We start from the raw sequence: 22,043 nt of genomic DNA, 5'->3' as shown, positions 1-22,043 counted from the left end.
CGGACGGCATCAACCAGCGGATCTTGCCCCTTCCCGCCAAGAGCGCCAGCCCGCCATCGCCGGCGCACCGTCGCCGTCCGGCAACATCGGGGATGTTGCTGTACCGCCGTCGCCTGGGACAGCAGAATCCCCGATGTTGTCGAATCCCGGCCGGTTCCACGAGCCGAAGGTCAGGGCGTTCGTCACGATCTCCAGCACGCACGGGCGGTCGGCGTTCAGCGCCTCGTCCCAGGCCGCGCCGACCAGCTCCGGCCGGTCGACGCGCACCCCGTGCAGGCCGAGCAACCGGGCCCAGCCGGCGTACGGGACGTCGTCGGTGACCGGCCGGGCCGGGTCCAGGCACCGGGGGTGACCGGACCGGGTGTTGTGCACCAGCACCACCAGACGCGGGTCGGGCCAGGCCGGTCGCCGCCGCGCGATGGTGATCAGCTCGGACAGCCCGTGCGAGCGCATCCCGTCGTCGGTGACCAGAGCGATCACCGGCCGGTCGGGCGCGGCCATTTTCGCCGCGAGGGCATACGGCAGCGCGCTTCCGGGCAGCCCGGCCGGGCCGATGACCACCTCGGCCGGCGAACCCGCCGGGTTGGCGAACCCGGCCGTCGGCCCGGTGCCGTCGGCGGTCACCACGCTGTTCGGGGGCAGCCGACTGGACAGTTCGTCGAGCACCAGCCGGACGTCGATGCCGGGGCCCGACGCCGCGACCAGCATCGCACCGTGCGGCGCCGGGTGCGGCACGACCAGGCCCACCGGACCGCGGGCGCGCGTCGCGGCGCGCAGCGCCTCGTCCACCAGCTCCGGCGCCCGCGCCGGCTCGGTGACGTACCGGAGGCGGTGGCACACCTCGGCGAGCTGTCGGTGGACGACCCGGGCGGCCTCGGACGCGGAGACGACGGGCTCGGTGACGACGGGCTCGGTGACGACGGCGAGCACCGGCAGGCCGGCGCCCCGGGCGGCGTCGAGACCCGCGAGCAGGCCTGCGGCGGCCACCCCGCCGGCCGCCAGGCAGACGCCCGGCTCGCCGGTGAACCGGGCGTGCCCGGCCGCCATCACCGCGGCGTCCTCCGCGTCGCGGACGGGTACGAACTGCGGGTCGTCACCGGTGGCGTCGAGCGCCTCGACAACCGCCGCGACCGCCTCCTGCGGGTGGCCGAAGACGCGCGGAATCCGCCAGGCCCGCAGCCTATCGACCACCGCGTCAGCGACGCCCGGGTCAGGCACCGCCCCGTCCCGGGGTGACCGGGTCGACGTAGCGCAGCACCGCGCCCACCCCGTCCACCAGCTCCGGCGCCTCGTCGGGGCCGAGCACGGTCAGTTCGGCGTCGGTGCCCACCAGGGCACGCACCAGCGCCGCGTCGGCCCGGACCCGCTCCGGTTCGGCGACCGTGGCCAGGTGCCCCGGCTCGGTGGCGATGTCGGTGGCCGCCGGGCCGATCCAGAGCTGACCGTCGGCCGAGGGGTCGTCGACGATCAGCATCGTGTCGACCTGGTTGCGCTGCAACGCGGCCACCACGGCGTCGAGCCCGGCGCCGACGTCCTCCTGCGTGCCGAAGCGGTCCAGGGCCGCGTGCACCCGCTGATCGGCCACCTCGGCGATGGTCTGCACGGTCAGGTCGTCGAGCAGGGTCTGGTCGGCACCGCCGGCCCGGGAACCGGCGTCGGTGCGTACCACCAGGTCCTGCCAGCGGTCCGGCATCTGGGCGGCGATCATCCCGGTGGCACGGACGTCGCCGGCCACCACCACCACCTCGGCACCGACCCGCTCGGCCAGTTCGACGGTCGCGGCGGTGACGTCACCGGCGTTGTGATGCCATGCCTCCATCGCGGCCCGCTGGTAGCGCGACTGGGACCAGCCGCCGGGCTTGACCCGGCGCAGCTGGTAGCTCTCCCGGCCGGTCACGTGTGCTCGGCGCGGCACTCCGCCGGCGCTCACCGACATCGCGTCGGCGCCGGTGCGGTCGGCGAGCACCCGCACCCAAGCCACCTGCTCACCGCGCTGCGCCAGCAACGGCATCACGTGCGGCAGCGGGGCGTACGCGGCCAGATCCCGACGGGGCGGGGCGGACAGGTACTCGGAGAGCACCACCTGTCCCTGGGTGCCGAACACGGCCAACCCGTAGTCGCCGGGCATCGGATCGTGTCCCCGGATCACCCGGTCGATCGCGGCGATCGTCGGCTCGTCCGCCCCCTGTTCGGCAAGTTGCCGTTGCAGACCACGCCAGCGCAGATCGAGTGCCGCGTGCGCGTCCTCGGTGTCCAGGGAGGCGTCCAGGTAGACCGAGCACCACGGGCCCGGACGCTGGTACAGCGGGCGCAGGAAGGACAGCTGCATGCTCGACCCCTTTCCGGCTCGACCCACCGCTTACCCGCGTCGCCGTGCTTGTCACCTGCCGGCAACCGCGTGACCGGTTTTCATTCACGTCGTTCAACCCCGAGGATCGATACGATCTGTAGGCGTAGGCGAACTCTGGGTGGTGGAATGGACGCGACATCGTACTCCCGACGCAGTCTGCACCCCACCGGGCGGATCCTCACCGCGCAGATCGTGCGCCTGATGGACGGCTATCCCCGGGAGGTGCGGGTGGGGCAGCCGGCGCTGGTGGTGGTGCTCGCCGCGGCCGGCGTGGCGGGTCTGCTGGCCGGGCTGGTGCGAGCCCTGCTGTCGGCCGGTTCCGGCACCGGCCGGCGCAGCTTCAAGGAGCTGAAGAAGGGCCCTGAGTACCTGGTCACTCCGGTCCGCCTCCGCGACGGCGCCGGCCGGCTCTACGAGGTGGAGTTGCACGGGCACCTGCCGCAGAGTGCGCTGCATCCGGCCGACCACGTCCAGCTGACCCTGCGCGACCAGGGCGATCCCGACCTGGCGCCGAAGATCGAACGGATCGTCAACCTCACCACGGGGCAGTTGCTCCGGCCGCGCACGGCCACCATGTGGTCGCACCTGGGGCCCCCGCTGCTGCTTCAGGCGGTGCTGGGGGTACTGGTCCTCGCCACGGTGGCCGCCTGCGCGGCGGTGACCTGAGGCGGCCGTCCGGCTGACGCCGCCGACGCACGTCGACGGCGGGACCGGCCGACCGGCCCGGCGTCAGCCGACCGGAGCCGGCTCCCGGGCCGGCGCGACGGAGCCGAGCATCCCCCGCCGCCGCGCCCAACGCTCGAAGACGACGGTGGCGAACGGTGGCACCGCGCAGGCCAGCGCCACGAGCGTGGCCAGCGGGCTCCACCGGTGCACCCGGGCCACCGCCAGCACCAGCACTCCGTACGCGACGAAGAGCGCGCCGTGGATCGGGCCGAAGACCTGCACCCCCAGTTCGTTGCCGGGTGGGCCGTACTTGACCACCATCCCGGCCAGCAGCCCGGCCCAGGAGATCGCCTCGGCGATCGCCGCCACCACGAACAGTCGGGTCACCTTGTCACGCACGCCCGCCATGGTACGGACCTTCCCGACCGGTCCCGGCCGGGTGTAGGTGGCATGGACGTGCGACGTTTGGGGTACCAGCGGTGACAGGGTGGTGACCTATGGGCGAGGAAGTCGGCGTACAGACCTTCAGCCGCCAGGATCGGGCTCGCTACCGGGACAAGGTGCGCCGCTGTCTCGACGTCTTCGCCGAGATGCTGCGCGAGTCCCGGTTCGACGTCGAGCGGCCGATGACCGGGTTGGAGATCGAGCTGAACCTGGTCGACGCCGACTCGATGCCAGCGATGCGCAACGCCGACGTGTTGCGTGCGGTGGCCGACCCGAGCTTCCAGACCGAGCTCGGCCAGTTCAACGTCGAGATCAACGTCGCACCACGGCGGCTGGCCGGCACCGGCACCGCCGAGTTCGAGGAACACGTACGCGCCGCCCTGAACGCGGCCGACCAGCGGGCCCGCACGGTCGACGCCCAGCTGGTGATGATCGGGATCCTGCCGACCGTGCTGCCGGAGCACCTGACCGCCGCCACCCTGTCGGCCAATCCCCGGTACGCGCTGCTCAACGAGCAGATCTTCGCGGCCCGGGGCGAGGACCTGCGGATCGCCATCAACGGGGTCGAGCGGCTGGCGGTCACCGCCGACACGATCACGCCCGAGGCGGCGTGCACCAGCACCCAGTTCCACCTCCAGGTCGGCCCCGCCCAGTTCGCCGACTACTGGAACGCCGCCCAGGCCATCGCCGGGATCCAGGTGGCGCTCGGCGCGAACTCACCGCTGTTCTTCGGCCGTGAACTGTGGCGGGAGACCCGCATCCCCCTGTTCCAGCAGGCCACCGACACCCGCCCCGAGGAGATCAAGACCCAGGGCGTACGCCCCCGGGTCTGGTTCGGTGAACGCTGGATCACCTCCGTGTTCGACCTGTTCGAGGAGAACGTGCGCTTCTTCCCGGCGCTGCTGCCGGTCTGCGACCCGGAGGACCCGTCGGAGACGCTCGCCGCCGGAGGCGTGCCGGCCCTGGCCGAGTTGCGGCTGCACAACGGCACCATCTACCGGTGGAACCGGCCGGTCTACGACGTGCTGCGGGGCCGGCCGCACCTGCGGGTGGAGAACCGGGTGCTGCCGGCCGGACCGACCGTGCTGGACACCATCGCCAACGGGGCGTTCTACTTCGGGCTGGTCCGCGCGCTCGCCGAGGCCGACCGGCCGCTGTGGTCCCAGATGTCGTTCAGCGCCGCCGAGGAGAACTTCAACACCTGCGCCCGGCACGGCATCGACGCCCACGTCTTCTGGCCCGGCCTGGGCTACCTGCCGGTCGCCGAGCTGGTGCTGCGCCGCCTGCTGCCGCTGGCCCACCACGGTCTGGACCGGTGGGGTGTCGAGCCGGACGAGCGGGACCGGCTGCTCGGCATCATCGAGCAGCGCTGCCTGACCGGCCGCAACGGCGCCACCTGGCAGGTGGCGACGCTGCACCGGCTGGAGTCGACCGATCAGCTGGACCGCCCGGACGCCCTGCGTCAGGTGGTCCGGCACTACGTGGAGCTGATGCACAGCAACCGCCCGGTCCACGAGTGGCCGATCCCCTGACCACCTCCCGACACAACGTGTGACGACTCCGTCACAGTCGCTACCGTGAGTGGGTTTCGTCCGCCGGGTGGAGAGGATCCCGCCGATGCCGCGGTCACCACGTCACGCCGTCCCACTCACCGTCGCCCTGCTCGTCGTCAGCCTGCCGCTGCCCGCTGCCGCGAGCCCCGGGCTCGCCCAGTCCGCCGCCGCCCCGCGCGCCACCGTCGCCGCGCCGTCCACGCCCACGTTCGCCACCGCGTCCCACCGGCATGAAGCCGGTCGGACCACCGTCGACACCACTGCGGGCGAGGTACGGACCACGTTGCGCGACCGGACCACCGGGGCCCCCGTACGAGGGTGCGTGTCCCTGGTTCCCGTCGACCGCGACCGGCTCACCGTCGTGTATCAGGGCGAGGCGCAGGAGGGCCGGTACGGCGGCTGCACCGGCGTCGACGGTGGCGACCTGCTCGCCAGCAACGTGCCGCCCGGGCGCTATCACCTGCTCGCCAAGCCCTACGACAACGCGCAGTACGGCATGCAGTGGGTCGGTCGGCACGGCGGCACCGGGCAGCGGGAGCGCGGCGTGACGATCCGGGTGCGTCCGGGCAGGACGGTCACCGCCCCGACGGTCCGGCTCGACCCGCCGGGCAGCGTCACCGGCCGGGTCACCCGCGCGGCGGACGGCACCCCGGTCTACTTCGGATACGTCCTGCCCCTGCCGGTGGTTCCGCATCCCAAGTACAGCGACTACGGCGTCATCACCGATGACGACGGCCGGTACACGCTCACCGGTCTCGGACCGTACCGCTGGCCGTTGTACTACACCGGTCCAGGACTGGCCAGCCAGTGGTCCGGCGGGGTGGCCGACCGCCGGAAGGCCGACACCGTACGGGTCCGGTCCGGCACGTCCGTGACCAGCGATCAGACACTCGTCGCCGGCACCGTGGTCAGCGGCACCATCGCCGTCGACGAGATGCCGAACTACTCCCAGGTGATCGCCTTCCACGCGCGGACCGGCGACGTGACCGGGGTGGTCGACGTCGGCGCCGACTACACGCTGCGGCTGCTGCCGGGGCAGCGGGTGCTGCTGCGGTGCGACTGCGCTTTCGTGCCCAGCCGCTGGTTCCCCAACGCCGCGCAGGTGTCCGAGGCGCAGCCGGTGCGGATCGGCCACACCCCGGTCACCGCCGACTTCGACCTGACCGGTCCCGCCACGGTCCCGACCCCCTGACGGTCGTCCGGTTGCGGCCGCGCCGACGGGCGGCGCGGCCGGAACCGGGACACACACGAGCCGAGCCACCGACCGGGACCGGTCGCCAGGACGACCGGCGCGTCGCCCGGTCCCGGTTGCAGCGGCCGGCTCAGCTCAGCGCGTCGAGGGTCAGCTCGGCGGCCCGGGCGAGCAGGGCGTCGTCGCGCTCGGCGTCGGGCTCGGTCCGGTCGGAGAGCACGGCCAGCACGATCGGCGCCCGGTCCGGCGGCCAGATGACCGCGATGTCGTTGCGGGTGCCGTGGTCGGCCGAGCCGGTCTTGTCACCCACCGTCCAGCCCTCGGGCACGCCGGCCCGGATCGTCCTGTCACCGGTGGTGTTGCGCGTGAGCCAGTCCACGAGCACGGCCCGGTCGGCCGGGCTGAGGGCGTCGTCGACCGCGTACGCCCGCAGCGTGGTGGCCAGGGCCCGGGGTGTGCTGGTGTCGCGGCGCTCGCCCGGGACGTACGCGTTGAGCCCGGTCTCCCAGCGCACCGGCTCGGTCACCTCGTCGCCGACCCCGCGCAACACCCGCTTGAAGCCCGTGGGCCCGCCGAGCTGCTCGAGCAGCAGGTTCCCGGCGGTGTTGTCGCTGTAGCGCACCGCCGCGTCGGCGATCGCCCGCAGCGACAGGCCGGTGTCGACGTGCCGCTCGGTGATCGGCGAGTAGGCGACCAGGTCGTCATGGGAGTAGCTGACGACCCGGTCCAGCTCCGCGTCCGAGGTCGCGGCGAGTACCGCGCCGGCGGCGAGGGCCTTGAAGGTCGAGGCGTACGCGAAGCGCTCGTCGGCCCGGTGCGCGACGGTGCCGCCGCTGCCGGTGTCGATCGCGTACACACCGAGCCGGGCATCGAACTCCCGTTCCAGCGGCGCGAAGTCGACGGTGACCGGCGCGGCGGACGCCCTCGGCGTGGACAGCGTCGGCGTTGGTGTCGGCGTGGACGGGGTGCCGGCGGAGCAGCCGGCGAGCAGGCCGAGTGTCAGCGCGAGCGCGACGGCGCGGGTACGGCGGTCGGTACTGGTCACGGCTGGGTCCTTCCCTCGATCAACCGGCCGGCCGGACGTCGCCCGGGCAACCGGCACCCAGATTCGCAGCGCCGTCTCATGCTGTCGAAGACACCGACGACGGTACCGCTGGCGGATCGGATCAGACGCGGCGAACTCGACGGTGCCTGCGGGATCACGAAGACGCCCGGCAGGTCTCGATCACCCGGCATCGACCCCGCGATGTAAAACTTCCTGGACATAATGTCTAGAAAACCTTACTCTCAGATGTCACGAATTCTTTACATCGGGGAGTCGTCATGACCCATCAGGAGAAGCGGGCCTGGATCATGCTGGTGGTCAGCGTGGTCGGCTACGCCGTCTACGTGGCCGTGGTCCTGAGCCGGGTCGACGACGGCCGGCTGACCGCGACACCGTACGCCGGCGTCCTGCTCTGGACGGTCGGCGGCGCCATCGCCGCCAGCATGCTCCTCGAGATCGGGCTCGGCGTGGTGAATCCGCGTGCCTCGCGGGTCAGCGACGTGCGCGACCGGGAGATCGGGCGGCTGGGCGACCACGTCGGGCAGGCGTTCGTGGTGATCGGCGCGGTGTCGGCGATGCTCATGGCGATGGCACAGTGGCACTGGTTCTGGATCGCCAACGTGGTCTACCTCTGCTTCGTGCTGTCGGCGTTGGTCGGTTCGCTGGCGAAGGTGATCGTCTACCGCAGGGGCGTGCCGCAGTGGTGAAATCGACCCGCGTCACCAACAACATCCGGGCGCTGCGGTTCGCCCGCGACGAGATGACCCAGGCAGCGCTGGCCGAGCGGATCGGCGTGACCCGGCAGACCGTCATCGCCATCGAGCAGGGCCGCTACTCCCCCTCGTTGGAAATGGCCTTCCGGATCGCCCACGTGCTCGGCGTACGGCTCGACGAGGTGTTCCAGTATCCCGAGGAGGCATCGTGAAGGCCATCGTGCACGACCGCTACGGTCCGCCGTCCACTGTTCGACTCCGCGACCTCGACCGACCCGGCGTCGGCGACCACGAGGTGCTGGTGCGGGTCCACGCCGCCGGTGTCGACCCGGGGGTGTTGATCTTCCTTTCCGGCCGCCCCTACCTGGTCCGACTCGCCGCCGGGCTGCGCCGCCCCCGGGTACCGGTACTCGGTCGGGACGTGGCCGGCGTGGTGGTCGAGGTCGGCACCAAGGTGACCCGCTTCCGGCCCGGCGACGAGGTGTACGGCACCACGCTGCGCGGGTCGTACGCGGAGTTCACGGCCACCCACGAGCGGCGGCTGGCCGGCAAGCCGGCGAACCTGACATTCGCGCAGGCCGCCGCCGTGCCCGTCTCCGGGATGACCGCCCTGCGCGCGGTCCGCGACACCGGCCAGGTGCGACCGGGTCACCGGGTGCTGGTCATCGGCGCCTCCGGCGGTGTCGGTTCCCAGGCCGTGCAGATCGCCAAGGCCTACGGGGCGACGGTCACCGGGGTCTGCCACCCGACGAAGACCGACTTCGTCCGCTCCCTCGGCGCCGACGACGTCCTCGACTACACCAGCGAGGAGATCGACCGGGACGGCCCGGTGTACGACGTGGTCATCGACACCGGCGGCAACCGTCCGCTGTCGCTGCTGCGCCGCGCGCTCTCCCCGCGCGGGACGCTGGCCCTGGTCGGCGGCGACTGGACCCGGGGTGCGCTGCTCGGCGGCTACGGCCGGCAGATGTTCGGCGCGCCGCTGTTGTCCATGGTCGTCGGCCACCGGCTGCGCGCCGTCAGCGCTGGTGAGCGCGTCGAGGACCTCGACGAGTTGCGCGACCTCGCCGAGTCCGGCGCCCTCGACCCACAGGTCGACCGCAGCTACCCGCTCGCGGAGACGGCGGACGCGCTGCACCACTTCACCGACGGTCATCCGGCCGGCAAGCTCGTCATCACCGTCTCTGCGCCGGAAACATAGGCGGTCACCGCCGCTCGGCCGGCACGCTACCGGAAAAGCGTGGCGCGCCCGGCCCGGCTCCCCACCAGGCGGCTCCGGATGTCCAGGTCATTGACCACGTCCGTGGCACTCAGCCCGTGGGCGGTCAGGTCGACGGTGCGCCCGGCCCACCACAGGACGGGTCGTCGGGCACCGGGGGCGGTGTCGGCGCTGCCGAGGACCACCCCCAGGTCGTTCACGGCGGTCGCCCGGCTCGTCGCGCCGCCCAAGGTGCCCAGGTCGGTCAGCACCCCGGCGCGCCAGCGGAAGGCCCGGCCGCCGTCGATGCCGACCACGTCGCCGAGGTTGTTGATCGCCGTCGCCTGGTCGCCGACAGGGGTGAGGACGCCGTCCCGCAACCGGCCACCCACACAGGTGCACGGGTAGTCGTACGGCGGGACGTTGAAGGTGCCCACCACGTCGCCCCGGTTGTTGAACCCGGTGGTCAGCTCGTAGAAGTCCTGCCGGCCCAGGTCGGTGATCGCACCGTCCTGCCACACGACACGGTGCGGGATGTCGGTGGCCGGGTTGCTCAGGCCGAGCACCTGCCCCCGGTCGTTGACGGCGACCGCCTCGCTGTAGTCGCCGCCGAGGGTACCCAGGTCGATCATCTGGCCATTTCGCCAGAGCACGGCCCGGGTGATCAGCTCAGGGCCGGTCGAGGTGCCGACCACCTCGCCGCGCTCGTTGACGTCGACGGCGATGGACTCCACGTGCCCCGGCAACACCCCGAGGTCGGTCATCACCCCGTTGCGCCAGACGAACGCGTGCCGGGTGCCGTCGGCCGTCATGCTCCAGCCGACGACCGCGCCTCGGTCGTTCGTCGCGGTGGCGGCGCTGGCGGCACCGCCCAGGGTGCCCAGGTCGACAGCGCGATAGGCGTACGCGGCCGGGGCGGCGGAGGCAGCGGCGGGCAGGACGGTCAGCGCGGACGCGACGAGCACGGTCGCCGTCACGGCGGCGGGCAGGCGGGTGGGATACCTCAACGGTTCCTCCTCGGCAGCGATGACGGACCGACGACACCGTCAAACCGCGAACGGTGCGCGATCGGTCGATTACGCAAAGTAGATCGAACATCCGAGCAGGTCGCCTCGGTCGATCGGCCATCGATCGATGTCCACACGCCGCCCACGACAGTTCGAGTGACTCCAAGGCCGCAGGTGGGGCGACACGCGCCGGTCAGAGCGGGCGCGATGGTCAGCCGCCCGCCTGCCACACCGTCCACAGTTCGTACGGGTCGCAACGCCCAGTGCCACCGTGCCCAGCGCGACCGACCGGCGATACCGCCCGCCCGATCGCGGATCGGCAGGCCGGAGACGGCACCGTCCGCCGCCGGCGGGGGTGACCGTGGGTGGCGAACGGCGAGCCTGGCCGGAGCCGGCCGGTCAGTCCACGCCGAACTCCATGGCGGCGCGGTCGAGCGCCTCGTCCTCCGCCGACGGCACCCCCCGGGAGGCGATGGCCTCCGCGCCACCTTCCGGCATCGCGCCGATCAGCCCGGTCGAGGCCGCCTGGGCGGCACCGACCACCCGCTGCGGAGCGCCGCCGACCATGCCCAGGTGCGCGTACTGCTCCAGCTTGGCCCGGGAGTCGGCGATGTCGAGGTTGCGCATGGTGAGCTGGCCGATGCGGTCGGCCGGGCCGAAGGCGGAGTCCGTCGTGCGCTCCATCGACAACTTGTCCGGGTGGTAGCTGAAGGCCGGGCCGGTGGTGTCCAGGATCGAGTAGTCCTCGCCCCGACGCAGCCGCAGCGTCACCTCACCGGTGACGGCCGTGCCGACCCAGCGCTGCAGCGACTCACGCAGCATCAGCGCCTGCGGGTCCAGCCACCGGCCCTCGTACATCAGCCGGCCCAGCCGACGGCCCTCGTTGTGGTAGTTGGCCAGGGTGTCCTCGTTGTGGATGGCGTTGACCAGCCGCTCGTACGCGGTGTGCAGCAGCGCCATGCCGGGGGCCTCGTAGATGCCCCGGCTCTTGGCCTCGATGATCCGGTTCTCGATCTGGTCGGACATGCCGAGTCCGTGCCGGCCGCCGATGGCGTTGGCCTCCAGCACCAGGTCGACCGCGCTGCCGAACTCCTTGCCGTTGATGGTCACCGGCCGGCCCTGGTCGAAGCCGATCGTCACGTCCTCGGTGGGGATCTCCACCGACGGATCCCAGAACCGGACGCCCATGATCGGGTTGACCGTCTCGATGCCGGTGTCGAGGTGTTCGAGGGTCTTCGCCTCGTGCGTGGCACCCCAGATGTTGGCGTCGGTGGAGTACGCCTTCTCGGTGCTGTCCCGGTACGGCAGGTTCCGGGCCAGCAGCCACTCCGACATCTCCTTGCGACCGCCCAGATCGCCGACGAAGTCGGTGTCCAGCCACGGCTTGTAGATGCGCAGCTGCGGGTTGGCGAGCAGGCCGTAGCGGTAGAACCGCTCGATGTCGTTGCCCTTGAAGGTCGAGCCGTCGCCCCAGATCTGCACGTCGTCGGAGATCATCGCCCGCACCAGCAGCGTGCCGGTGACGGCGCGCCCCAGCGGCGTGGTGTTGAAGTAGGCCCGCCCGCCCGAGCGGATGTGGAAGGCGCCGCAGGTCAGCGCGGCAAGGCCCTCCTCCACCAGGGCCGCGCGGCAGTCGACGAGCCGGGCGACCTCGGCGCCGTAGCTGAGTGCCCGGTCGGGCACCGAGGCGATGTCGGGTTCGTCGTACTGGCCGATGTCGGCGGTGTAGGCGCACGGAATGGCGCCCTTGTCGCGCATCCACGCGACCGCGACGGAGGTGTCGAGGCCGCCGGAGAAGGCGATGCCGACACGTTCACCGGTGGGCAGGGAGGTCAGGACCTTGGACACAAGGAAAAGTATGCACCATGGCGTATGGTCATGCAAACGCTTGGTCGGTGTTTCCGGCCGGGCTGTCACAGCGCCTCGCCGGCCGGTGTCTGGATGGGCAGGACCGACAGGCGAGGAGGAGACATGGCCCGCATTCCCGCGGCGGAACTCACCGGCGTACACGGCGCGCTGCTCAAGCGGATCATCAGGAAGAAGTTCGGCGTGGTACCCGACGCGCTCGGAGTCATGTGGCACAACCGGCGGGTGCTGCGCACCAGCATGGGCATGGGCCGGGCGGCCGGCCGGTGGAACGCCTGCGACCAGGATCTCAAGTCGTACGCCCACATGGCGGCCGTCTCCCTGATCGGCTGCTCCTTCTGCCTCGACCTGGGCTACTTCCAGGCGCACCACGAAGGGCTCGACCTGACCAAGGCCCGCGAGGTGCCCCGGTGGCGCGAATCGGAGGTCTTCACCTCGCTGGAACGCGACGTCCTGGCGTATGCGGAGGCGATGTCGCAGACCCCACCGACGGTCACCGACGACCTTTCCACCCGACTGCTCACCCAACTCGGGGCCCCGGCGCTTGTCGAACTCACCGCGTTCGTCGCCGCCGCGAACCTGGCCGCGCGGATGAACGTCGCGCTCGGCATCGAGGCGCAGGGCATGGCGGCGGCATGTGGCCTACCGCCCCTGGCCCAGCCGAGCCACGTAACCTCGCGGGCATGACCGGCGACCCCTTCGTCGCGCACCGCAGCCTGCTCTTCACCGTCGCGTACGAGATGCTCGGTTCCGCCGCCGACGCCGAGGACGTCGTGCAGGAGACCTGGCTGCGGTGGGCGGACCTCGACACCGAGGTCCGGGCCGAGGTCCGCAACCCGCGCTCCTACCTGGTGCGGATCGTCACCCGCCAGGCCCTCAACCGGCTACGTACGCTGGCCCGACGGCGCGAGGAGTACACCGGGCAGTGGCTTCCCGAACCGCTGTTGACCAGCCCCGATGTGGCCGAGGACGTGGAACTCGCGGAGAGCGTGTCGTTCGCCATGCTCACCGTGCTGGAGACGCTGGGCCACACCGAACGGGTCGTGTTCGTGCTGCGCGAGGTGTTCGACACCCCGTACGACGAGATCGCCGCAGCCGTCGGCAGGACACCGGCGGCGGTCCGCCAGATCGCCCACCGCGCCCGGGAACACGTGGCGGCGCGGCGCCCCCGGGTACGGGTCAGCCGCGCCGAGCAGGAGGCCGTCGTGGACCGCTTCCTGGCTGCGGTGCGCGGCGGTGACCTGCGGGAACTGCTCGACGTGCTGGCACCCGACGTGATCGTGGTCGCCGACAGCGGTGGCCTCGCCCCCGCGGCCCGCCGCCCCGTCGAGAGCGCCCGGCGGGTGGCCCCGCTGCTGGCCAAGCTGACCGAGATGGGCCTCGATTACCAGGTCACGCCGATGTGGATAAACGGCGCCGTCGCGGTCCGGTTCGATCTCGACGGCAGACTGTTCGCGGTCGTCAACCTGCTCATCGTCGACGGCCGGATCAGCCGGCTCTACTCGGTGCTCAACCCGCACAAGCTCGCCCACCTCGACCGGCGGACGCACCTCACCCGCTGAGCGCGTCGCATCCGGCGTACCGGCTCGACGGCTGGCCGCTGAGCCGGTTCCCGGCGGGGGCGGACGGGTCGCGCGGCCGGACAGGTCGGCCCCGCCGAAGGGAATATCAGTGGCCGACGCTGACGATCGGGCAGCAGGCTGCTGACATGGATGTCGACCCGCTGCTGGCGCAGGCCCGGCAGGTGTGGACCGGGCTGGCCGGCTCGCCGATCAGCTTCCCCGCCCGGCACGTCGCGGTGGCCGCCTCAGCGAACTCGTCGATGTGTCCGCCGGGCTGGCTCGGCGTCGTCGCCCTGGGTGACGCCGCGATCTGTACGGTACCGACGGACGACCTGGTGGGCATGGTGACGCACGCCTGCCACACCCTCCCGGTCGAGGCGCTGACCGACCCCGACCGGCTGTCCGCCGTGCTACCCGTCGCACAGGTGCTGGGTCCGGCCACCCTGGCCTACTGCGACGAGCACAGCTACCGGCCGCACCGGCGGGAGGCGACGGAACGACTACCCGTCGACCACCCTGATCTTGTCGACTTCCTGGCGTCGGTGCCGGCCGAGGACGCGGCGGAGTGCGGGCTGGTCGACATCACCTCTACCGCGTACGTCCTCCGGGTCGGAACCGCCATCGTCGCGGCGGCCGGCTACCGGCACTGGCCGGGACGGGTGGCCCACCTGAGCGTGCTGACCGCGCCGAGCCGGCGTGGACGCGGCTTCGCCCGCACCGTCGCCGCTGCGGCGACCGCAGACGGCCTGGCCCAGGGGTTGTTGCCCCAGTGGCGGGCTCGACCGGCAGCCTCCCGTCGGGTGGCGCGGGCGCTCGGTTTCCGCGAACTCGGCGCCCAGCTCAGCGTCCGCGTCGACGGCAGGTGACTCGGTCCCACCTCGCGATCAGTCGGGCCGGCTGACGTCCGCCGTCTCGGGACTTCCGCCCCTGAGCAACCGACAGCCACCGCCCTACCGTCGACGCGAGGGACGCGACGCCGGGAAGGACCCATCATGGAACAGGTCAGCGACCGACCGCTCCACCGGTTCAAGCGGTGGATGTACCGCAGCGGCAGGCCGAACTGGTTGGCCCGGTCGATGAACCGCGTCTCGGCGTGGCAGTTCTCGGCGGGCTTCCTCGCCCCCGGCAACTGGGTCACCCTGGAGGTGGCGGGGCGGCGTAGCGGTCGGACGGTGTCGTTCCCCGTGGTCACCGTCGACCACGACGGCCGGCGGTACCTGGTGTCGATGCTCGGCGAGCAGGCGAACTGGGTACGGAACGTACGGGCCGCCGCCGGGCGGGCGGTGCTGCGACACGGCCGCCGCCGACCGGTGCTGCTGGTGGAGGAGCCGGTCGAGCGGCGGGCGCCGATCCTGCGTCACTATCTGGAGAAGGCCCCGGGCGCGAGGCCGCACCTGCCGGTCCACCGGGGGGCGCCGCTCGCGGAGTTCGCGCGAATCGCCGCCGAATACCCGGTGTTCCGGATACTGCCCCGATCGGACAGCTGAACCGGCCGGGCCGGCATCCGGGCCGCGCCGCTGCCCGGGGCGAGGCGAAAATCCCGCGTCGTGCGGTGCCGGGTCGTGCGATCGTGGCCCGATGCCGCAACCGATTCTGCGTACCGATCGTCTGCTGCTGGTCCCGCTCGCCGACCGGCACCTCGACCTGGAGGTCGAGCTGGACTCCGACCCGGAGGTGTTGCGTTACCTCCACGGCCGGGCCCGCACCAGGGACGAGGTGGTCGGGTCGCACGCTAACCGGATGGCGCTGGCCGACAAGGTGGACGGCCTGGGCTACTGGATGGCGTTCGGCACCGACGGCGGGGCGCACGGTTCGACGCCGCCGACGACCGAGGACGACGGCGAGTTCGTCGGGCTGATGATGCTTCCGCCGGCACACGGCCCCGACCAGCCGGACGACCCGACGGTCAGCGATCTCGGCTACCGCCTGCCGCGCCGGCACTGGGGCAAGGGTCTGGCCAGCGAGGCCAGCCGGGAACTGCTGCGGCACGCCTTCGACACGGTCGGCCAGCGTCGGGTCATCGCGCAGACCATGACCGTGAACACCGGATCCCGCCGGGTGATGGCGGCCGTCGGCCTGCGCCACATCCGCACCTTCTTCCCGTCCTGGGACGATCCGCTGCCCGGGACGGAACAGGGCGAGGTCGAGTACGCGATCACCCGCGAGGAGTGGCAGGCCACCCGACCCGAATGAGCCGCCCGACCGGGGACCGTGCGGCGCGGAACCAGGGCGTGACCCGCCCGGACGGGCCGGGGGTAGAGTTGCCGGCTGCTGGCGCGCGGTGCTCGCCGCCGGGCGGACCGCATGACGGAGAGGACACGCCATGGAAGGCATCGACCCCGAGGTGCCGCCGAGCGGCCCGGGCTGCGCCGACTGCATGGCGGCCGACCCGCCGGGCTGGTGGTTCCATCTCCGGCGGTGCGGCCAGTGCGGTCACGTCGGATGCTGTGACTCCTCGCCCAGCCAGCACGCCAGCGCCCACCACGCCGCGACCGGGCACCGGTTCGTCCGCAGCTTCGAGCCGGGCGAGGAGTGGTTCTGGGACTACGACCAGCAGGTGCTGTACGAGCAGGGTCCGCCGCTGGTGGCACCGGCGCACCGTCCCCCGGAGCAGGGCGCACCGGCCCCGGCCGACCGGGTGCCGGCCGACTGGAAGCGCCACCTGCACCGCTAGACCCTGGCCGCGGAGCATCGCCGCACCCTCGCCTGAACTCGACGAGGTCATGCGGTTCCGGCACCGGGGAAGCCGGAATCACCCCGCCCGTCAGGCCCGACAAGTGCATGATCAGCACCGAGCGGTCGGGCGGAGTGGGCGGCGTCGCGCAGGGCGGCGACCGCCGTCCTGGCCGCCGGGGTGTGCTCGACGGCGTCGTGCACCACCACGTGGATCGACCGGGTCGGCGTCGGGCGGAGCAGCCGCACGCAGGTCACCCCCTCGGGCAGGTGTGCCGCGCCGAGCGCGGGGAGCACCGTGAGGCCGATGCCGGCGGCGACGAAGGCCAGCGCGGTCCGGTAGTCGTGCGCCTCGACCCGGAAGGCCGGGCGGAAACCAGCGGCGGTGCAGGCTTCGAGAAGGTTGGCGCGGCACCAGCCCCGCGCGAAGTCGTTGTCGACCCAGCGTTCGTCGGCGAGGTCGACCAGGTCGGTCTCCGTCCGGTCGGCGAGGCGGTGCCCGACCGGCACCACCGCGACGTACGGATCGTCGAGAAGGTGATGGGCGGTGAAGCCCGGCCCGGGGTCGAAGCCGCCACCCGCCACGACCACCTGCACGTCGGCGCGCTCCTCCCGGCTGTCCGGGATGTGTTCGCGCAGTTGCAGGTCGAGCCGTACGCCGGGGAAACCGGTGAGGACGGACCGCACCACGTGCGGCATCCACGCCGCGCCCACCGACGCGAAGTACGCGATGGACAGGGTGCCGGTGCGGCCGGTGCGCAGATCCGCGATGAGCGACTCGGCCGCACCGACCCGGGCGAGCACCCGGTCGGCCTCGGCAGCGAGGGCGTGCCCCGCGGCCGTGGGCCGCAACCCTCGCCCCGCCTTGGCGAGGAGGGTGAGGCCCGTCTCGCGTTGCAGTGCGCTGAGGTGCTGACTGACGGCGGAGGGGGTGTAGCCGAGGTTGGTGGCGGCGGCCTGGACGGACCCGGACGCCACGACGGAACGGAAGACCCGGAGGCGGTGAACGTCAAGCACCACCCAACGATAAAGCGCGACTTAATCGTTGTGAAGAAACAGTCGCTGGTGCTGAATCGTCGGGCGGCCGAGAATCATCCCATGAGCAGCCCGTCGATGACCGAGCCCGCCGCCCCGATCCGAGCCGTGCCCGCGTACACCTGGCCGGAGGACCGGCCCCGGTCCTGGCCGATCGTCGCCGCGGCCGGGACCACGATCCTGCTCTGGGCCTCGGCGTTCGTGGGCATCCGGTTCGCCGGGCACGACTACTCCCCCGGTGCGATGGCCCTGGGCCGCATGGTGGCGGCGTCGGCCGCGCTGAGCGTGTTCGTCGCGGTCACCGCCGGCCGCCGGCGCGCCCGCACGCCGCACGTGGGGACCCGCCCGGGCACCCTGCCCCGGGGTGGGGTGCTGGGACTCGTCGCGCTGTGGGGCGTGGCCTGGTTCGGCGGGTACAACGTGGCGCTCAACGCCGCCGAGCGGCTGGTCGACGCCGGGACGGCGGCACTGCTGGTGGCGGTCGCGCCGATCCTGGTCGCGGTGGCCGCGGTCCTCGTCCTGGGCGAGCGGCTCACCCGCCGGCTCGGTGTCGGGGTGGCGGTCGCCTTCGTGGGCGTGGCCCTGATCGCGGCCAGTGGTTTCACCGGGCACGCCGACAAGGTCGGCGTCGCGCTGGCGGTGCTCTCCGCCCTGCTGTACGCCTTCGCCGTACTGCTGCAGAAGCGTCTCCTGGCGCGGATGGCCGCGCCGACGATGACCTGGCTCGGCGCGCTGGCCGGGACGGCGGCCCTGCTGCCGTTCGCCCCGACGCTGCTGGCGGAACTCGCGGCAGCCCCGCCAGCGGCCACCGTCGGTGTGCTGTTCCTGGGCGTGTTCCCGACCGCTATCGGTTTCCTCACCTGGGGTTACGTGTTGTCTCGCTGGACGGCGGGGCGCACCACCGCCGCCACCTACCTGGTCCCGCCGGTCACCGTCCTGCTGTCCTGGACGCTGCTGGGCGAGGTGCCGGCACCGCTGGCCCTGCTGGGCGGCGCGCTCTGCCTGACCGGTGTGGTCTTCGCGACGCGCCGCTGACCGGATTGGACCTGCCACTGTCGCCGAGTGGCGCCTCGCGTCGCGGGCGGGCAACCAGCGGTCGGGCGGTGCACGCCGGCCGGGCCGGCGTGCACCGCTTCGACGGGAAAGGCGCTGCTCAGCTACAGGCGGCGCCATTGAGGGTGAAGCCGGTGGGTGGGGCGTCGTTGCCGCTGTGCGTGGCCTGGAAGCCGATGGTGACGGAGGCTCCCGGCGGTATCGAGGGGTTGTAGCTGACGTTCGTCGCGGTCACCTGGCCGCTGGTCGGTGCGTACGTGGCACCCCATCCTGAGGTGATCGTCTGACCGGGAGCGAGAGTGAATTTCAGCGACCAGCCGTTGACGGCGCTCGTACCGGTGTTGGTGATGGTGATGTTGTCCACCAGGCCGTTGTTCCACGCGTTGACCGCGTTGGTCACCCGACACGTCCCCGTGGGCGGTCCGGTGGTCGGAGTCGGGGTGGGCGTCGGGGTCGGGGTCGGGGTCGGGGTCGGGGTCGGGCTGACCGTAGGCGTGGGCGTCGGAGTGGCCGTCGGCGTCGGAGAGGCGGTCCCCTCGGTCAGGACGATCGTGGAGATGCTCCGGGCGGGCACGTTCACGGTCGCCTGGCCCCCACTGACGTTCACCGCCTGTGACTGGGCGCCCGAGGTCCGCGAGGTGACGGTGTACTCGGCCGCCGAGATGTTCTGCGGCACCTGGACGACCGCGTCGTTGACCGTGTTGTTCGACCGGTTGAGCAGCACCAGCACGACCTTGCCCCGGCCACGGTAGGCGGTGACCTCCAGCCCGGAGGTCCGCGAACTCTTCGACACGCCCACCCGGCGGTCACCGGGACGGACGTACTTGGCGTACTGGGAGAACGCCTGGCCGCGCTTGAGGACCGCCCCCTTGGTGGTGCCGTACTGCGCGTCGCCGTCACCGATGAAGGAGTAGAAGCGGCGGCCGTACCACCAGATGTAGGCGCTCCAGTTCGCCTCCATCGACCGGTGCACGGTCCGCATGATGTCGTCGAGGGTCTCGTTCCAGACGGCCGTGTTGCCGGGGTCTCCCCAGATGTTCGCGCCGTTTCCGTCGGCGGCGTGCAGGTTCCACTCGGTCATCCACTGGTTCTTGCCGTACTGCGCGGCCAGCGGGTACGGCGACAGGTTTCCGCTGTTCTCGGCGTCGTACAGGTGGCCGCCGACGTATCCGATGTTGTTGCGCGCGGTCGCGTCCTGCAGGGTGGGGTCGGAGTACTGGCGCGCGAACCGCAGGGACTCGCCGACCATGAGCTGGGTGTCCCTGACCCGGGCACCGTGGTCGCGGACGAAGTTCCGCATCTCGGTGCCGGTCCAGTCCATCGAGTCGTAGTCGGGGTGCCAGTCCGGCTCGTTCTGGACCGAGGTCACGTCGACGGTGACGCCTCGGCCCTTCATGAACTGCACGTAGCTGTTCAGGTGCTCGGCATAGTCGTCGTAGTAGTCGGTCCTCAGCTTGCCGCCGTTGACCCTGCTGTTGTTCGTCTTGAAGTGGGCCGGCGCGGTCCACGGCGAGGCGAGGATCTTGACGTCGGATCCGTAGGACTTCGCCGTCTGCAGGCTGGCCGCGTACAGACCCCATTCGCTCGTCACGGGCGACACCACGGTCCGTACGATCGACAGACCGAGCTGTCCCGGCCCCGTACCGACGAGGGTCTGGGTTTCGCTCGTCGTCCACGGGTCACCGGAACCACCGAAGATCGGCGTCGCGGCGCCGAACCCGTCGATCGTCTGGTAGCTCGACGAGGTGTTGACCGTGATGTCGGGGGTCGCGGCCAGCGAAGGTGGCGCGGTCAGGATTCCCGCCACGGTGACCAGCGAGGTCGTCGCGGCGAGCACGGCGACCGCGACAGCTTTCCGGCGGCGGGACGGTGGGACGGTGTCAGGATGGGCAAGCCTCATCGGGCTTCCTCTCTACCGCCGCTGCGACGCAGGTGGCGGCGTTTCGGCGCAGCTGGCAGGGGTCAGCCCGAGCGGCCGGACGGGCAGCCGACCGGCCGCCTGCCGTCGCCCCCAGCTACAAGTCGATCAGGAACATCCGATGCCCGGCCGTTGCCCTCGGCTCAGGTCATCATCGCTGCCACTCCCACGCGACGCATCGACAGCCATCTTGCCAGTGCGTCCCGAGGCACTGCAATCGTTTGCCGCCCGCGCCCTGTCGATGAACCGTGACCCTTTGTGAACCGACCTGACAACGGAGTTGTAGCACCTGCATCGCACTGTTGTGTCCCGTGCCCGATGCCGACCGTGGCAGTGCAGGTGTTCCGAGCGCGGCGTGTCGAACAGTTCCGCTGCCACAGTCACGGAAGTGGTGGAGGCCGGCTCGGGAACGTGAGGGCCGGCCTCCACCACGATCTGGTGGTCCGGTCACGAGCAGCGGCGAGGAAGGGGCCGGTCGTAGACTGCCCCGGTCGCGCTGCGGCACGGCGCGCCGGCTCGGGGAGGAGTCCATGGTGAGTGATTCGCACGAGCCGGGCGGCGCATCAGGTGCCTCCGGCGCCGAGGATCCTCCGGCCAGCGTGCGCAGTCGCCGGGTCCTCATCCTCGGGATGGTGATCGTGGTCGCGGTGGTGGCGGGTCTGACCGTCTGGGCCACCCGACGGGCACCGGAGACGGGCGACACCTCCGGCGGCCTGACCGCCTCAGCACCCGTCGAATTCGACCTCGGCCGGCAGTTGCTCCGCCTCGGCGATCTGCCCGGCCCCGTCCGCACCGCCAGCTACACCATCAGGCCCGACCTGCACAAACTTGAGATCTCCGGCGCACTGACTGACGCCTCGCCCAGCAGGGGGGACCACCTCTCGTCGGACTTTGCCTGGCAGGTGGAGATCCTGATGGCAACACGGGGCGCGGACGTCCACAGCTTCGTTCCGTACGACGAAGACTCGGGCGCTGCCGTCATTCCCAGAGAGCGCGTCGAACCGGTGCGCGGTCGTCCCGCCGTCCAGGCCCTGTCAGACCAGAATCGGGTGCTGGCCTGGGAGTACGCGCCCGACGCGTGGATCCGGATGATGCTGAGCACGGCGAGCACTCCCGAGCGTCGCGACGAGATGGCCCGTCAGGTGGCCGAGGGCGTTCGCTGGGAGACCCGGCCACGAGCCCTGCCGTTCCAGGTGGACGGCCTGCCCGACGGTGCCGTGCGGAAAAGTACGTACCTGCGTTGGGAGGCGGACGGACCTGTCGTCGCCTCCGCCGACTACCTGGTGGCTCCGGTCGAGAACGACCACGATTACCCGGGGCCTGTCATCACGCTCGGTATCGACACGGATAGCATGGGCAGCGCCGCACACAGCGACGACGTCACCGTGTCGGGCCGGCGGGCCACCGCACGGGAATCGCGCAGCGGCGGCACCGTAGGCATCTACCGGGTGGCGCAGCTTCCCGGTGGGTGCGCCGAGTGTGTCGCGGAGCTGGTCATCCCCCCAGCCGCTACTGCCGCGATCGGGAATCGGGACGACGCCCTCAAGCTGGCCGCCTCGATCCGGCTGGTGAAGGGCCACGAGGATCCCACCCGGTGGCGCTTCTGGTAGCCGGCGGCCACCGGATCCCGGCTCAGAGCGCCACTATCGCTGCCGTCTCGACCGGTAGCTCGATGCGGTCGCGTTGCACCGTGACGCCGTCCCCGGTGGCCAGCAGGACGCCGGGACCCCGTCGGTGAAGCGAGGTATCCGTGGCATTAAAGGTGTCT

The 22,043-nt window shown here is 71.8% G+C and carries 22 protein-coding genes; 14 read left to right on the top strand and 8 right to left on the bottom strand.

Going from position 1 to position 22,043, the window contains the following annotated elements; all coding sequences use genetic code 11:
* Positions 1-9: 9 nt before the first annotated feature.
* Both O7605_RS23445 and O7605_RS23440 read right to left on the bottom strand, forming a co-directional pair.
* Positions 10-1,218, bottom strand: a complete 1,209-nt coding sequence (locus tag O7605_RS23445) for a thiamine pyrophosphate-binding protein (RefSeq protein WP_269741156.1) — start codon at positions 1,216-1,218, stop codon at positions 10-12.
* Positions 1,211-2,329, bottom strand: a complete 1,119-nt coding sequence (locus O7605_RS23440; RefSeq protein ID WP_269741155.1) for a baeRF2 domain-containing protein — start codon at positions 2,327-2,329, stop codon at positions 1,211-1,213. The genes O7605_RS23445 and O7605_RS23440 overlap by 8 nt, the downstream gene beginning before the upstream one ends.
* A 147-nt stretch (positions 2,330-2,476) precedes the next feature.
* Here O7605_RS23440 and O7605_RS23435 point away from each other — a divergent pair, with 147 nt between their 5' ends.
* Positions 2,477-3,016 (top strand): hypothetical protein, encoded by a 540-nt coding sequence (locus O7605_RS23435; protein ID WP_269741154.1) that lies wholly within the window; start codon positions 2,477-2,479, stop codon positions 3,014-3,016.
* A gap of 63 nt (positions 3,017-3,079) precedes the next feature.
* Here O7605_RS23435 and O7605_RS23430 read toward each other — a convergent pair whose 3' ends face one another.
* Positions 3,080-3,424, bottom strand: coding sequence for a DUF3817 domain-containing protein (locus O7605_RS23430; RefSeq protein ID WP_269741153.1), 345 nt, complete (start codon positions 3,422-3,424; stop codon positions 3,080-3,082).
* Positions 3,425-3,513: 89 nt separating this feature from the next.
* On the opposite strand from O7605_RS23430, the gene O7605_RS23425 reads away from it, so the two are divergent.
* Together O7605_RS23425 and O7605_RS23420 are read left to right on the top strand one after the other, a co-directional pair.
* A complete protein-coding gene (locus O7605_RS23425) occupies positions 3,514-4,992 on the top strand; it encodes a glutamate--cysteine ligase (RefSeq protein WP_269741152.1) in 1,479 nt (492 codons plus the stop codon).
* An 85-nt stretch (positions 4,993-5,077) separates the two neighbouring features.
* Positions 5,078-6,205 (top strand): hypothetical protein, encoded by a 1,128-nt coding sequence (locus O7605_RS23420; protein ID WP_269741151.1) that lies wholly within the window; start codon positions 5,078-5,080, stop codon positions 6,203-6,205.
* A 130-nt stretch (positions 6,206-6,335) separates the two neighbouring features.
* Here O7605_RS23420 and bla read toward each other — a convergent pair whose 3' ends face one another.
* On the bottom strand, positions 6,336-7,250 hold the full coding sequence (gene bla / locus O7605_RS23415; protein WP_269741150.1) for a class A beta-lactamase: 915 nt from the start codon (positions 7,248-7,250) through the stop codon (positions 6,336-6,338).
* 278 nt (positions 7,251-7,528) lie between these two features.
* Between bla and O7605_RS23410 the strand changes: the two genes are divergently transcribed.
* From O7605_RS23410 to O7605_RS23400, 3 genes are read left to right on the top strand one after another with little or no spacing between them, the layout of a single operon-like run.
* On the top strand, positions 7,529-7,957 hold the full coding sequence (locus O7605_RS23410) for a hypothetical protein (RefSeq protein ID WP_164447264.1): 429 nt from the start codon (positions 7,529-7,531) through the stop codon (positions 7,955-7,957).
* Positions 7,951-8,175 (top strand): helix-turn-helix transcriptional regulator, encoded by a 225-nt coding sequence (locus tag O7605_RS23405; protein ID WP_269741149.1) that lies wholly within the window; start codon positions 7,951-7,953, stop codon positions 8,173-8,175. The genes O7605_RS23410 and O7605_RS23405 overlap by 7 nt, the downstream gene beginning before the upstream one ends.
* Entirely contained in the window at positions 8,172-9,164 is a 993-nt protein-coding gene (locus tag O7605_RS23400) for an NAD(P)-dependent alcohol dehydrogenase (protein WP_269741148.1), read from the top strand. The genes O7605_RS23405 and O7605_RS23400 overlap by 4 nt, the downstream gene beginning before the upstream one ends.
* A 26-nt stretch (positions 9,165-9,190) precedes the next feature.
* On the opposite strand, the gene O7605_RS23395 is transcribed toward O7605_RS23400, so the two are convergent.
* The gene (locus O7605_RS23395; protein WP_269741147.1) at positions 9,191-10,168 is read right to left on the bottom strand and encodes a hypothetical protein; all 978 of its coding nucleotides are present in this window, start codon (positions 10,166-10,168) and stop codon (positions 9,191-9,193) included.
* A 399-nt stretch (positions 10,169-10,567) separates the two neighbouring features.
* On the bottom strand, positions 10,568-12,016 hold the full coding sequence (gene argG / locus O7605_RS23390) for an argininosuccinate synthase (protein WP_269741146.1): 1,449 nt from the start codon (positions 12,014-12,016) through the stop codon (positions 10,568-10,570).
* Between the two features lie 123 nt (positions 12,017-12,139).
* On the opposite strand from argG, the gene O7605_RS23385 reads away from it, so the two are divergent.
* The 6 genes from O7605_RS23385 to O7605_RS23360 all read left to right on the top strand — a co-directional run bounded on the left by O7605_RS23385 (position 12,140) and on the right by O7605_RS23360 (position 16,270).
* Positions 12,140-12,721, top strand: a complete 582-nt coding sequence (locus O7605_RS23385) for a carboxymuconolactone decarboxylase family protein (RefSeq protein ID WP_269741145.1) — start codon at positions 12,140-12,142, stop codon at positions 12,719-12,721.
* Entirely contained in the window at positions 12,718-13,596 is an 879-nt protein-coding gene (locus O7605_RS23380; protein WP_269741144.1) for an RNA polymerase sigma-70 factor, read from the top strand. Before O7605_RS23385 ends, O7605_RS23380 begins: the two co-directional genes overlap by 4 nt.
* Before the next feature lie 146 nt (positions 13,597-13,742).
* On the top strand, positions 13,743-14,462 hold the full coding sequence (locus O7605_RS23375) for a GNAT family N-acetyltransferase (protein WP_269741143.1): 720 nt from the start codon (positions 13,743-13,745) through the stop codon (positions 14,460-14,462).
* Between the two features lie 126 nt (positions 14,463-14,588).
* Entirely contained in the window at positions 14,589-15,083 is a 495-nt protein-coding gene (locus O7605_RS23370; protein WP_269741142.1) for a nitroreductase/quinone reductase family protein, read from the top strand.
* Between the two features lie 91 nt (positions 15,084-15,174).
* The gene (locus O7605_RS23365; protein ID WP_269741141.1) at positions 15,175-15,789 is read left to right on the top strand and encodes a GNAT family N-acetyltransferase; all 615 of its coding nucleotides are present in this window, start codon (positions 15,175-15,177) and stop codon (positions 15,787-15,789) included.
* Between the two features lie 130 nt (positions 15,790-15,919).
* On the top strand, positions 15,920-16,270 hold the full coding sequence (locus tag O7605_RS23360; protein ID WP_269741140.1) for a UBP-type zinc finger domain-containing protein: 351 nt from the start codon (positions 15,920-15,922) through the stop codon (positions 16,268-16,270).
* Positions 16,271-16,317: 47 nt separating this feature from the next.
* On the opposite strand, the gene O7605_RS23355 is transcribed toward O7605_RS23360, so the two are convergent.
* A complete protein-coding gene (locus O7605_RS23355) occupies positions 16,318-17,286 on the bottom strand; it encodes a LysR family transcriptional regulator (protein WP_269741139.1) in 969 nt (322 codons plus the stop codon).
* A gap of 81 nt (positions 17,287-17,367) precedes the next feature.
* Between O7605_RS23355 and O7605_RS23350 the strand changes: the two genes are divergently transcribed.
* On the top strand, positions 17,368-18,339 hold the full coding sequence (locus O7605_RS23350) for a DMT family transporter (RefSeq protein ID WP_269741138.1): 972 nt from the start codon (positions 17,368-17,370) through the stop codon (positions 18,337-18,339).
* A 118-nt stretch (positions 18,340-18,457) separates the two neighbouring features.
* On the opposite strand, the gene O7605_RS23345 is transcribed toward O7605_RS23350, so the two are convergent.
* Positions 18,458-20,257: a cellulose binding domain-containing protein gene (locus tag O7605_RS23345; protein WP_269741137.1), complete on the bottom strand. Its 1,800-nt coding sequence runs from the start codon at positions 20,255-20,257 to the stop codon at positions 18,458-18,460.
* A gap of 551 nt (positions 20,258-20,808) precedes the next feature.
* Between O7605_RS23345 and O7605_RS23340 the strand changes: the two genes are divergently transcribed.
* Positions 20,809-21,885, top strand: a complete 1,077-nt coding sequence (locus O7605_RS23340; RefSeq protein WP_269741136.1) for a hypothetical protein — start codon at positions 20,809-20,811, stop codon at positions 21,883-21,885.
* Positions 21,886-22,043: the final 158 nt, after the last annotated feature.

It is taken from the genome of Verrucosispora sp. WMMA2121, assembly GCF_027460185.1.
Classification (GTDB): domain Bacteria; phylum Actinomycetota; class Actinomycetes; order Mycobacteriales; family Micromonosporaceae; genus Micromonospora; species Micromonospora palythoicola.
This window is presented reverse-complemented; position numbering and strand designations above follow the sequence as displayed.

Bases quoted from the DNA above. Each gene is read 5' to 3' on its own strand.
- O7605_RS23345 (WP_269741137.1), bottom strand. From the start codon at position 20,257: ATGAGGCTTGCCCATCCTGACACCGTCCCACCGTCCCGCCGCCGGAAA.
- O7605_RS23380 (WP_269741144.1), top strand. From the start codon at position 12,718: ATGACCGGCGACCCCTTCGTCGCGCACCGCAGCCTGCTCTTCACCGTC.
- O7605_RS23360 (WP_269741140.1), top strand. From the start codon at position 15,920: ATGGAAGGCATCGACCCCGAGGTGCCGCCGAGCGGCCCGGGCTGCGCC.
- O7605_RS23425 (WP_269741152.1), top strand. From the start codon at position 3,514: ATGGGCGAGGAAGTCGGCGTACAGACCTTCAGCCGCCAGGATCGGGCT.
- O7605_RS23365 (WP_269741141.1), top strand. From the start codon at position 15,175: ATGCCGCAACCGATTCTGCGTACCGATCGTCTGCTGCTGGTCCCGCTC.
- O7605_RS23385 (WP_269741145.1), top strand. From the start codon at position 12,140: ATGGCCCGCATTCCCGCGGCGGAACTCACCGGCGTACACGGCGCGCTG.
- O7605_RS23370 (WP_269741142.1), top strand. From the start codon at position 14,589: ATGGAACAGGTCAGCGACCGACCGCTCCACCGGTTCAAGCGGTGGATG.
- O7605_RS23350 (WP_269741138.1), top strand. From the start codon at position 17,368: ATGAGCAGCCCGTCGATGACCGAGCCCGCCGCCCCGATCCGAGCCGTG.
- O7605_RS23435 (WP_269741154.1), top strand. From the start codon at position 2,477: ATGGACGCGACATCGTACTCCCGACGCAGTCTGCACCCCACCGGGCGG.
- O7605_RS23410 (WP_164447264.1), top strand. From the start codon at position 7,529: ATGACCCATCAGGAGAAGCGGGCCTGGATCATGCTGGTGGTCAGCGTG.
- O7605_RS23375 (WP_269741143.1), top strand. From the start codon at position 13,743: ATGGATGTCGACCCGCTGCTGGCGCAGGCCCGGCAGGTGTGGACCGGG.
- O7605_RS23430 (WP_269741153.1), bottom strand. From the start codon at position 3,424: ATGGCGGGCGTGCGTGACAAGGTGACCCGACTGTTCGTGGTGGCGGCG.
- O7605_RS23440 (WP_269741155.1), bottom strand. From the start codon at position 2,329: ATGCAGCTGTCCTTCCTGCGCCCGCTGTACCAGCGTCCGGGCCCGTGG.
- O7605_RS23420 (WP_269741151.1), top strand. From the start codon at position 5,078: ATGCCGCGGTCACCACGTCACGCCGTCCCACTCACCGTCGCCCTGCTC.